Genomic DNA, 11,116 nt, shown 5'->3' with positions numbered 1-11,116 from the left:
CCCGGCGCCGGCGGAGCTTCTGTAAGACCCCGCCCACGCGGGGCCCGAAGCGGCGAGGCCAAAACCCAAACCCCGCAAGGGGACGCCACATGAGCGTGCAACCAAAACACACTCAACGGCAACGGCTACGGTATCCGCGTGGCAAGGGTCTGCGTGGTGGGCAGCGTCAACCTCGACCAGTCGTTCACCGTGCGATCGCTGCCGCGGCCCGGCGAGACGGTGCTGGCCTCGTCGTCGTCGGCCGCACCGGGCGGCAAGGGCGGCAACCAGGCCGTCGCGGCCGCAAGGGCGGGTGCGTCGGTCGACATCGTCGCGGCGCTCGGCGACGATCCGGCGGCTGCCGTCCTGCGCGCACACCTGCGCGACAACGGAGTGGGGCTCGATGGCGTGGTCACCGTGCCGGGCCCCAGCGGAGCGGCGGCGATCGTGGTGGACTCCTATGCGGAGAACAGCATCGTCGTCGCGCCCGGCGCCAACGCCCATCTGAGCATGGCCTCGGCCGACGTCAGGTCCGTCGTGGCGGCGGCCGACGTGGTGCTGCTCCAGTTGGAGATTCCAGTGGAGACGGCGCTGGCGGCCGCACGGCTGGGGCGTGCCGGCGGCGCACTGGTCGTGGTCAACGCGTCACCGGCCGGTGCACCACCCGAGGCGCTCGCGGCGCTGGCTGGGGTGGCCGACGTCGTGGTGCTGAACGACGTCGAATGGCGGCACTGGCGTTGGCCGGTGCCTCATCTGGTGATCACGCGGGGTGCCGGCGGGGCGACGCACGTCGGTCCTGACGGCCGCCGCGACGTTGCCGCACCCGCGGTCGAAGCGATCGACACCACCGGCGCGGGCGACGTGTTCGCCGGAGTGCTGGCCGCCGGGTGGCTCACTGGCCCGGCCGACGCGCTGCGTCGGGCCTGCGCGGCGGGCGCTCTGGCGACGCTGACGCCGGGGGCGGGTGACTGTGCCCCGTCCGCCGAGGCCATCGACGACGTTCTGAACGACGGGTAACCGCAGCCAAGGAGGCACCCCGACCTGCAGACGGACGGCCGCCTTTAGTTTCGAGCTCTCAGGTGGAGGTCCGCCGCACGTCGTGTGCGATGGCCAGGCCGGCGCCCGACTCGAGCTCGATCGCCGGCTGACTCAGCACGACACGACTTCGGTTGGGCGACAACACCATCGACAGGAAGTGATGCGGTACACCGGCGGCAAAGGCCACCCGGTTGATCCGGATCAGTGGAGCGCCGATCGCCGTGCCCAACAGTGCCGCGGTGCGTGGGCCCGCGATCTCGGCCGTCAGCTCGTGCTCGAGGCGCTCGAGCTGCACGCCCCTTTCCGACAGCAGCCGATGCAGCGGCGCCCGGGTCAACTCCAGCTCGGTGAGCTTCCCGGCGAGTTCGACGGGCAGCCAGGCCTCGGTGATCATCAACGGCTCGCCGGTCCGGCGCTCACGGCGCAGCCGCAGCACGTGCAATCCGCGCTCGCCCGAGTCCAGCCGCTCGGCGATCGCACGTGGGATGGTGCGCTCGTCGACCTCGATGACGTCGACCTCGGTCTCGAAATCGACCTGCCGCAGTTCGTCCATGTACGAACCGCCGGCCTCGGGTTGGCGCAGCGGCGAATGTTCGATCACGAACGAGCCGATGCCGTGGCGGCGCTCGATGAGCCCCGCCTCGGCCAGATCGGCCAGCGCGCGACGGACGGTGATGCGGGAGACGCCGAACTGGTCGCATAGGGATTGCTCGGTCGGAAGCGCGTCGCCCACGGCCAACGCCCCGCGGCCGATCTCGTCGTGCAACACCAGGAAGAGCTGACGATGCAACGGCACGCCCGCGGCGACATTCACCAAATCGGCGCCCTGCTTTCCGTCCGGCACGATCAGTGACCTTTCCACATCCCCCGCTTGCCGGATCCCATTCCAGTTGTTATAACTATATAACAACTGGATTGGAGGATTTGATGGTGGCAAGTGATGCGGCTACCGATCCGCAAGGGCCGACGGGCAGGCTGGCGCACTGGGTCTGCGACCTCCGGTATGCCGACATCCCTCCGACAGTCGTCGAGAGGGCCAAGTACCTGCTGCTCGACGGGCTCGGATGCGCACTGATCGGCGCGCAGCTGCCGTGGTCGCGGGTGGCGACGGATGCCGTGCTCGCACTCGAGGGCGACGGGGACGCCGTGGTGGTCGGCACCGGACGGACGACCAGCGCACCGGCATCCGCGGTGCTCAACGGCACGTACATCCAGGGCTTCGAACTGGATGACTTCCACCCGCTGGCTCCCCTGCACAGTTGCTCGTTGCTGATCCCCGCGCTGCTGTCCACCGTGTCCGTCCGTTCCGCACCGACCACCGGCGCGGAGTTTCTGCTCGCGGCCATCGCGGGCTTCGAGGTGGGCCCGCGGGTCGGCTACACGCTGCACGGCGCCCAGATGCTGGACCGTGGCTGGCACTCTGGCCCGGTCTTCGGCACGCACAGTGCCGCAATGGCTTCCGGGAAGCTGCGCGGCCTGACACCGTCGAAACTGGAGGATGCGCTCGGCATGGCCGGAACGCAGTCGTCCGGGCTGATGGCCGCCCAGTACGAGGCGATGAGCAAGCGGATGCACCACGGGTTCGCGGCCCGCAACGGTTTCTACGCCGCCGGTCTGGCCGCCGCCGGATACACCGGCATCAAGAGGGTCTTCGAGCGCGAGTACGGCGGATTCCTGAGTGTCTTCGGCGAGGGACACGACCCGGACGCCACGATGCTGACCGGGGAGCTCGGCGAGCGCTGGGAGACCTCGATCATCATGGTGAAGTCCTACGCCGCCATGGGCGGGCTGCACGGCGCCATCGACGCGGCCCGCAGGCTGCGGTCTTCGATTGTCCCCGAGGACATCTCACGAGTCGACATCACGGTCGGCGAGACCGTCTACAAGCACGGGTGGTGGCAGCCGGAACGTCCACTGACGCCGATCGGCGCGCAGATGAACATCGGCTACGCCACCGCCGCGGCGCTGCTCGACGGCAACGTGCTGCCCGAGCAGTTCAACCCGAAACGGCTGGACTCCGACGACATCTGGGCGCTGATCGACGCGACCGACGTGCATCTCGACGAGTCGCTGACCGATGCTCCCATCACCGAGCGTTTCCGCACCGACGTGTCGGTCACCACCCGCGCCGGCCAAGTGCACCATGCCCGTATCGACCAACCGCACGGCGCGCCAAGCGATCCGATCACCAACGACGAGCTGGTCGCCAAATTCCACGCGCTCGCCGACCGGGTCACCAGCCGTGGGCGCGCGGAGGCGATCGAGCGGGCGGTGAACGGCCTCGTCGACCTCGATGACGTCGGCGAACTCATCGACCTGCTGGCCGAGCCCGTCGCCGGCGCACTGGACTAGAAGCCCGACATGCCTACTACTTCCGCGACCTCCGCACGGCGAGCGCTGCGTGAACTACTCGACCGGCGCGAGCTCATCGTCGCGCCCGGCGTCTTCGACGGTATCTCCGCGCAACTGGCCAAGCGCACCGGGCACGTCGCGGCCTATCTGACCGGCGCGGGGGTGGCGGCATCCGGGTTCGGGCTGCCGGACATCGGACTGGTCACCGCCAGCGAGATGGCCGAGCGGGCCCGCATGCTCGTCGACGTGCTCGGCGACGTTCCGCTGATCGCCGACGCCGATACGGGATACGGCGCTCCGCTGAACGTGGTGCGCACCGTCCGCCAGTACGACACCGCAGGCGTCGCCGCAATCCAGTTGGAGGACCAGGCATTCCCGAAGCGCTGCGGGCATCTGCCGGACAAGCACGTCGTCGACGCCGAGGTGTTCGAGCAGACGCTGGCCGCAGCGCTCGACGCCAGATCCGACGACGATCTGCTGATCATCGCCCGGACCGACGCCCGTGCCTGCTGCGGACTGGACGTCGCCATCGAGCGGGCGAACCGCTACGCCGCCGCTGGCGCCGACATCATCTTCGTGGAGGCACCGAAGGGCGCCGACGAGATCGAGCGCATCGCCCGCGAGGTCGACGCTCCCCTGCTGATCAACCTCGTACTGGGCGGGATGACGCCGATCGAGTCGGCTGCGCGGCTACAGGAGTTGGGCTACGCCATCGCCATTCACCCGAGTGACCCCCTTGGCCGCGCGACGTTCGCGATGCTCGAGGGCCTCTGCGCGCTCAACGGTAGTGACGTCGCCGCCTTCCTGCCCACCACACCCGCCGACTTCTTCAACCTGGTCGGCATGGCCGAGTGGTTCGCACTCGACACCAAACTCGCAGCCACGGAGGACAAATCATGGGCATGACGATCATCGAGAAGATCTTCGCCCGCAAGGCAGGCCTCGACTCGGTGTCGGCCGGTGACACCGTCGTCGTCGACGTCGACATGACGGTGCTGATCGACCTTCAATTCGCCACGATGTGGATGGAACCCAACCGGATTCACGACCCGGACAAATTGGCGATCGTGATGGACCACGCGGTCCCCGCCCCGACTCTCAAGGACGCCGCCGGTGGGCCGCGTGCCCGCAAGTTCGCCGCCGACTTCGGCATCGAACGCTTCTACGACGTCGGCAGGCACGGCATCTGTCACCAGGTCATCGCCGAGAACGGACTGGCCCGACCAGGAGAAGTGCTGGCGTGTACCGACTCTCACACTTGCGCCGCGGGGGCCTACAACAACGCGGCCCGCGGGCTCGGCCCTGCCGAGGTGTACTCCATCATGTGCACGGGCAGCACCTGGTTCCAGATCGCCCCGACCGTCCGCTACGAACTCGTCGGCACCTTGCCCGTTTCGGTCAGCGGCAAGGACGTCTTCCTGTACATCGCCGACGAATACGGCGACTCCGCCAACCTGAACCTGGAGTTCGGCGGGCCCGGGCTGGCGAGCGTGCCGATGCACGACCGGCGCACGATCGCCACCCAGGGCGCCGAGGTATCGGCCGACTTCAGCACGTTCGAACCCGACGAGCTACTGACGTCGTTCCTCGACGAACGCGGCGCCACCGGATATCGCTCCGCCTCTGCGGATCCCGACGCGACCTACGTCGACGTTCGACGGGTCGACTTGGGCACGCTGGAACCGTACGTCGCCCGTCCCGGCACCGTCAGCCACAACGGGCTGCCCGTCTCTCAGCTGGGCCGGCAGAAGGTCGATCAAGCCTTCATCGGATCGTGCGCCAACGGGCAACTCGAGGACCTCGAGATCGCCGCGAAGGTGTTGCGCGGCAGAACCGTTGCGCCGGGGGTGCGACTGCTGGTCACGCCCGCTTCGCAGGCCGTGTACCGGGAGGCGATGCGACTTGGCTACCTGCAAGACATCGCGGACGCAGGCGGCGTCGTCACCAACTCCACCTGCGGTGCCTGCTTCGGGTACCACATGGGTGTCGTCGGACCCGGCGAAGTGTGCATCACGTCGAGCACCCGGAACTTCACCGGCCGGATGGGCAGCACGGAGGCTGAGATCTTCATGGCCTCCCCCGCCACCGTCGCGGCATCGGCGATCGCCGGCTTCATCACAGACGCGAGGAGCGTGACCGCATGACACCGCGGACGCGAGGAGCAATTGAACCACCGCGGACGCGAGGAGCAATTGAACCACTGACGTTCACCGGCAACGTCTGGGTATTCGGCGACGACCTCAACACCGACGCCATGTATCCGGCGTTCGCCATGAAGATGGATCCGCCCGAGGCGGCCAGGCACGTCTTCTACGAGGTCCGTCCCGGCTGGACCGGCGAGGTCGCGCCCGGCGACATCGTGGTGGCGGGCCGCAACTTCGGCGTCGGGTCGTCGCGGCCCGTAGCGGCGCTGTTCACCGAACTGGGCGTCGCAGGCCTGGTGGCAGAGGAGTTCAACTCCCTGTTCTTTCGCAACGCGGTCAACGCCGGACTGCCCGCCATGACGCTGCCGTCTGCGACATCGCTGTTCACCGAGGGCGACACCGGCACCTTCGACCTGTCCGACGGCACCTGGCGCAACGACACGACCGGCGCCTCGGGATCGGTGCCTCGGCTACCCGATCTGATCCTCGACATCATCACAGAGGGCGGAGTCATGCCACGGCTGGCCGCCCAGGGTTACCTGCCCGCCGAACTGGGCGAGATACTGCGGTCCAGCACGGTGGCGATGCGCGGAGCCGGGAGCGGCGCATGACGGCGCAGTCCCTTCGGGGTTCCGTGCGCGATCACGGCATCACGAGCTTGCGGGTGCTCCAGCACGGAGAAGTCGTCTATACCGCGGGGGCCCAAGATGTGCCGTTGCCGATCCACTCGGTGCGAAAGTCCATTGTCAGTGCGCTATTCGGGCAGCTCGTCGACGACGGACTGGTGCGACTGGACACCACCTTGGCTGATCTCGGCATCGACGAATCACCGGAGCTCACTCCCATGGAAGCGTCGGCGACGCTGCAGCATCTGCTGACCTCGAGCTCAGGGGTCTACCTGCCATTGAAATTCGACCCGCCATTCGACGTCTTCGGCAACACGGTGGCGCCATGGCCAACCCGAGGTAGTTCGGTTCCCGGCACGCGGTTCCACTACAGCAACTGGGATTTCAACGCGCTGGGCGAGATCTACCAACGCGTGAGCAGTACCGCGTTGTTCGTCGCCGTCGACCGGCAGCTTGCCCAGCCGCTGAACTTCCGCGACTGGGATCCACTGAAGCACAGCCACCTGTACTACGCCCCCGACCCGCTGGGCGCGACGGCACGCTTCCCCAACTACGCGATGCAGTTGTCCGCCAGAGACCTCGCCGCCTTCGGGCAGCTGTATCTCGATGGCGGCGCGTGGCAAGGTCAGCAGATCGTTCCCGCCGACTGGGTACGGCATAGCACCCGGCCCCTGGTGCGGACAGGGTTGCCAAATCCATTCGGGCACTATGGCTATCTGTGGTGGGCCGTCGGAGAGAACGGTGGTTCGGTACTCCCGGCGGGAAGCTACTCGGCGATGGGACAGGGAGGGCAGACGCTGTCCGTCGTCCCGTCGCTCGACCTCGTCATCGTCACCATGTCCGAACCCACCGAAGGCGGTAACACCGAGATGGCCATTCCCGACGCGGTACTGAGCGCGATACTGAGTCTGGCTCCGTCGGACGCCGTCCCGAGCGTCGAAACATGACGACGATCGGCAGGTTGCTTCGCCCGGTTCGGGCATCCGCTGCCCGCAGTCCCCTTGCGGGGACCGGGTTCAAGGCTCCCGACACCATCGTCGTCACCAGTCCCGCGTTCACCGACGGCGGCAAAGATCCCCCGTCGGCACGCGGGCAAGGGCGTCGGCGAGGACGTGTCCCCCAAGGTGCGGTGGTTGGGCGTGCCGCCGGGAACGGCCGCACTGCTGTTGCTTCTAGACGACGTCGATGTGCCCCTGCCCACGCCGCTGTTCCACAGCGTCGCGGTGCTGGAACCGGACACCGAGCGACTCGACGAGGGCGAGTTCCGCGTCGGGGCGCAGGGTGTGCGCAACGTGCCCACCATGTTGAGCAAGAACGGCTATTCGGGTCCACGGCCGATCGCCGGACACGGCCCCCACCGCTACCGCTTCCACGTGCTGGCCCTGGCCCGGCGGATCCCCGAGGACGCCACGACGGTCAAGGCCGTGCTCACCGCCGCGTCGGGTCACGTGCTGGCCCGCGGGACCTTGACGGGGACCTACGAACGCTGAGCCGTCAGGCCTCCGGCACCTCGCGCTCGATCTCGTCGAGCCAGATGCGCGCCGACATGTCCGACGGCGCGCGCCAGTCGCCGCGCGGTGACAACGCCCCGCCCGCAGATACCTTCGGGCCGTTGGGCAGCGCCGAACGCTTGAACTGGCTGAACGAGTAGAAGCGCTGCACGAAGACCTTCAGCCAGTGCCGAATGTCGGCCAGCGAGTACGCCGGCCGCTTGTGAGCGGGGTATCCGGCCGGCCAGTCACCGCGCTCCGCGTCACTCCAGGCGTGCCATGCCAGAAACGCCACCTTCGACGGGCGGAAGCCGTAGCGCAATACCTGATACAGCGAGAAGTCCTGCAGCACATAGGGCCCCACCGTGGCCTCGCTGCTCTGGATCTCCTCGTCCTCGCCGACGGGCACCAGCTCCGGGGTGATCTCGGTGTCGAGCACCGACCGCAATACCGAGTTGACCTCGTCGTCGAACTGGCCGGCCGAGATCACCCACCTGATCAGGTGCTGGATCAGGGTCTTGGGCACGCCGCCGTTCACGTTGTAGTGCGACATCTGGTCGCCGACACCGTAAGTCGACCAGCCCAACGCGAGTTCGGACAGGTCGCCGGTGCCGAGCACGATGCCGCCGCGCTGGTTGGCCAGCCGGAAGAGATAGTCGGTGCGCAGGCCGGCCTGCACGTTCTCGAACGTGACGTCGTACACGTTTTCGCCGCGCGCGAACGGATGGTCCATCTCGGTCAGCATCAAGGTCGCCGTGTCGCGAATGTCGATCTCGGAGAACGTCACTCCGAGCGTCTTGCCCAGCGCGATCGCGTTGCCCTTGGTGCGTTCGCCGGTGGCGAAGCCGGGCAGGGTGAACGCGAGGATGTCGCTGCGCGGCCTGCCTTCCCGGTCCATCGCGCGGGCCGCGACGATCAGGGCGTGGGTGGAGTCCAGGCCGCCCGAAACCCCGATCACCACCTTGGGATAGTTCAGCGCGCGTAGCCGCTGCTCCAGACCCGACACCTGGATGTTGTAGGCCTCGTAGCAATCCTGTTGCAGCCGAGCCGGATCCGACGGCACGAACGGGAAGCGTTCGACCTCGCGGCGCAGCCCGATGTCACCCGCGGGCGGGTCGACGACGAACTCGATCCGACGGAACGCGTCGGTGCGCACACCGTGGTGCCGACGGTTGTCGTCGAACGTGCCCATCCGGAGCCGCTCGGCGCGCAGCAGGTCGGTGTCCACGTCGGCGACCGACCGCCGCTCGCCCTTGGGGAAGCGCTCGGATTCGGCGAGTAGCAAGCCGTTCTCGTAGATCATCGTCTGGCCGTCCCAGGCCAGATCGGTGGTCGACTCGCCCTCGCCTGCTGCCGAGTAGACGTAGGCCGCAAGGCAGCGCGACGACGCCGAGCGGGCCAGCAGCTTGCGGTCGTCGGCCCGGCCGATGGTGATCGGACTTCCGGACAGGTTGGCCAGCACCGTCGCCCCGGCCAGCGCGGCCTCGGCGCTCGGCGGGATCGGCACCCACATGTCCTCGCAGACCTCGACGTGCAAGACGAAGTTCGGAAGGTCGGTGGCCGCGAACAGCAGGTCGGGGCCGAACGGGACGTCGGCACCCGCGACCCGGATGGTGCCGATGACGTCGTCACCCGCCGCCATCTGCCTGCGCTCGTAGAACTCGCGATAGTTGGGCAGGTAGGACTTCGGCGCCACGCCCAGCACGGTGCCCCGGTGGATCACGACAGCGGTGTTGTAGACCCGGTGGCGGTGCCGCAACGGCGCGCCCACGACCAGGACCGGCAACAACTCCACCGACGCCGCCACGACGTCGACCAGCGCGATCTCGACGGCGTCGAGCAGGCCATCCTGCAGCAGGATGTCCTCGATCGAATACCCCGACAGCGTCAGCTCGGGAAACACCGCAAGGGCGACACCGTCATCGTGGCAGTCGCGCGCCATCCGCAGCACGGATTCCACGTTGGCCGCGGGGTCGGCCAGCGTGGTGTGGTGCGTGCACGCGGCGAGCCGGACGAAGCCGTGCCGGTAGGCGCTGTAGAAGTCCACGGTCTCAATTGTCTCAGGCCCCCTGGCGCCAAGGTCCGATTGCCGGTCTCAATGCCATGTCGGAGCCATCTCAGCCGCATTCACAACGTCTTGGTTGTGAATGCGGGCGCAATGGGTGTTTCCGCTGTGGCCCGGGGTGACCGACCATGACCGACAAGCCAGATTCGACATTGCCAAGACAGGAGCGAGACGTGACCTCAGCTGCCGCGGTCAAGAGCGCTGACGTGGAACTGACCCGACGCGCGGCCAAGGTGGTGCCCGGCGGGATGTACGGGCATCAAGCGATCCGCAACATGTCGTCGGCCTACCCGCAGTTCTTCGCGGCGGGCGAGGGCGCGCTGATCACCGATGTCGACGGCAACGAGTACGTCGACCTCATGTGCAGCTGGGGCCCCGTCGTCCTTGGCCATCGCGATCCCGTCGTCACGCAGGCGGTACGCACTCAGATGGAGATGGGCGACTGCCTCGATGGGCCGGGGCCGGTGCTGGTGGACCTTGCCGAGACTCTCGTCGACGTGGTCTCGGACGCGGACTGGGTTCTGTTCGGCAAGAACGGAACCGATGCCACCACCGCGTGCCTGACGATCGCCAGGGCGCACACGTCGCGGTCGGTGATCCTGGTGGCACGCGGCATCTACCACGGCGCGGCGCCGTGGTGTACGCCCGTTCCTACCGGGACCCTTGCGAGTGACCGGGCCGCGATGGGTTACTTCGACTACAACGACCAGGACGACTTCGACCGTGCCGTCGAGGCGGCGGGCAGTGATCTCGCGGGCGTCATGCTGACCCCCTTCCGACACGTCGAGGGCGAAGATCAGGACCTCGTCGACGTCGAGTTCGCCCGGCACGTCCGCCGACGTTGCGACGAACGCGACGCGTTGCTGATCATCGACGACGTACGTTGCGGGTTCCGTCTCGCCCACGGGGGCAGCTGGGAATCGATCGGAGTACGTACCGACCTCAGCGCGTGGAGCAAGGCAATCGCGAACGGCTATCCGCTCGCTGCGGTCACCGGCCAGGAAGCCCTACGTGACGCGGCATCGGCGGTGTTCCTCACCGGATCCTTCTGGATGAACTCGACACCCATGGCCGCGGCACTCGCCACGATCCGACGCCTCGGCGACATCGACGGAGTGTCGCTGATGCGACGTGCCGGCGCACGCTTGCGGGCGGGCATCCTGGCTCAGGCCGCCGACAACGGGCTCACCATCGCCTACACGGGACCCGAAGTCATGCCCTATGTGACCTTTTCAGGAGACGTGGACCGCGAGCGGATGACGTACTTCGCCGAGACCGCACTTCGGTCGGGTGTCTATCTGCATCCCAAGCACAACTGGTTCATGTCCTGCGCGATGGATGACGCAGTCATCGATCGCGCACTACGCGGCACCGAGGTCGCGTTCGCCGAAGTGCGAAAGCGCTTCGGCCCCAACTGACCCC

Annotated in this window: 10 protein-coding genes; 8 read left to right on the top strand and 2 right to left on the bottom strand. The window is 67.8% G+C overall.

Annotation, left to right across the window (positions count from 1 at the left end; all coding sequences use genetic code 11):
• Positions 1-132: 132 nt before the first annotated feature.
• Positions 133-996, top strand: a complete 864-nt coding sequence (locus QOC69_RS17250) for a PfkB family carbohydrate kinase (protein ID WP_526441694.1) — start codon at positions 133-135, stop codon at positions 994-996.
• 58 nt (positions 997-1,054) lie between these two features.
• Here the strand turns inward: QOC69_RS17250 and QOC69_RS17245 are convergent, their stop codons facing one another.
• Entirely contained in the window at positions 1,055-1,861 is an 807-nt protein-coding gene (locus QOC69_RS17245) for a GntR family transcriptional regulator (RefSeq protein WP_526441688.1), read from the bottom strand.
• Positions 1,862-1,944: 83 nt separating this feature from the next.
• Here QOC69_RS17245 and QOC69_RS17240 point away from each other — a divergent pair, with 83 nt between their 5' ends.
• Genes QOC69_RS17240 through QOC69_RS17215 form a run of 6 tightly spaced genes read left to right on the top strand, consistent with a single transcriptional unit; the run spans position 1,945 to position 7,629 of the window.
• Positions 1,945-3,369, top strand: a complete 1,425-nt coding sequence (locus QOC69_RS17240) for an MmgE/PrpD family protein (RefSeq protein ID WP_526441686.1) — start codon at positions 1,945-1,947, stop codon at positions 3,367-3,369.
• A gap of 9 nt (positions 3,370-3,378) precedes the next feature.
• Positions 3,379-4,275, top strand: a complete 897-nt coding sequence (locus QOC69_RS17235; protein ID WP_526441684.1) for an isocitrate lyase/PEP mutase family protein — start codon at positions 3,379-3,381, stop codon at positions 4,273-4,275.
• Positions 4,266-5,513, top strand: a complete 1,248-nt coding sequence (locus QOC69_RS17230; RefSeq protein WP_526441682.1) for a 3-isopropylmalate dehydratase large subunit — start codon at positions 4,266-4,268, stop codon at positions 5,511-5,513. Before QOC69_RS17235 ends, QOC69_RS17230 begins: the two co-directional genes overlap by 10 nt.
• The gene (locus QOC69_RS17225) at positions 5,510-6,124 is read left to right on the top strand and encodes a LeuD/DmdB family oxidoreductase small subunit (protein ID WP_526441680.1); all 615 of its coding nucleotides are present in this window, start codon (positions 5,510-5,512) and stop codon (positions 6,122-6,124) included. The genes QOC69_RS17230 and QOC69_RS17225 overlap by 4 nt, the downstream gene beginning before the upstream one ends.
• A complete protein-coding gene (locus QOC69_RS17220; RefSeq protein ID WP_526441678.1) occupies positions 6,121-7,086 on the top strand; it encodes a serine hydrolase domain-containing protein in 966 nt (321 codons plus the stop codon). Before QOC69_RS17225 ends, QOC69_RS17220 begins: the two co-directional genes overlap by 4 nt.
• A 54-nt stretch (positions 7,087-7,140) precedes the next feature.
• Entirely contained in the window at positions 7,141-7,629 is a 489-nt protein-coding gene (locus tag QOC69_RS17215; RefSeq protein WP_526441676.1) for a YbhB/YbcL family Raf kinase inhibitor-like protein, read from the top strand.
• 4 nt (positions 7,630-7,633) lie between these two features.
• On the opposite strand, the gene QOC69_RS17210 is transcribed toward QOC69_RS17215, so the two are convergent.
• Positions 7,634-9,676, bottom strand: coding sequence for an NAD(+) synthase (locus QOC69_RS17210; protein ID WP_526441674.1), 2,043 nt, complete (start codon positions 9,674-9,676; stop codon positions 7,634-7,636).
• A gap of 191 nt (positions 9,677-9,867) precedes the next feature.
• Between QOC69_RS17210 and QOC69_RS17205 the strand changes: the two genes are divergently transcribed.
• Positions 9,868-11,112 (top strand): aminotransferase class III-fold pyridoxal phosphate-dependent enzyme, encoded by a 1,245-nt coding sequence (locus QOC69_RS17205; RefSeq protein WP_526441672.1) that lies wholly within the window; start codon positions 9,868-9,870, stop codon positions 11,110-11,112.
• Positions 11,113-11,116: the final 4 nt, after the last annotated feature.

Origin of the sequence: Mycobacterium sp., assembly GCF_032162105.1 — a bacterium.
Taxonomy (GTDB): domain Bacteria; phylum Actinomycetota; class Actinomycetes; order Mycobacteriales; family Mycobacteriaceae; genus Mycobacterium.
Note: the sequence above shows the minus strand (reverse complement) of the source record. Positions and strands in the feature narration are given on the sequence as shown.

What these genes read in the sequence shown, in the direction of transcription:
- QOC69_RS17240 (WP_526441686.1), top strand. Translation starts at nt 1,945, where the DNA reads ATGGTGGCAAGTGATGCGGCTACCGATCCGCAAGGGCCGACGGGCAGG.
- QOC69_RS17235 (WP_526441684.1), top strand. Translation starts at nt 3,379, where the DNA reads ATGCCTACTACTTCCGCGACCTCCGCACGGCGAGCGCTGCGTGAACTA.
- QOC69_RS17230 (WP_526441682.1), top strand. Translation starts at nt 4,266, where the DNA reads ATGGGCATGACGATCATCGAGAAGATCTTCGCCCGCAAGGCAGGCCTC.
- QOC69_RS17225 (WP_526441680.1), top strand. Translation starts at nt 5,510, where the DNA reads ATGACACCGCGGACGCGAGGAGCAATTGAACCACCGCGGACGCGAGGA.
- QOC69_RS17220 (WP_526441678.1), top strand. Translation starts at nt 6,121, where the DNA reads ATGACGGCGCAGTCCCTTCGGGGTTCCGTGCGCGATCACGGCATCACG.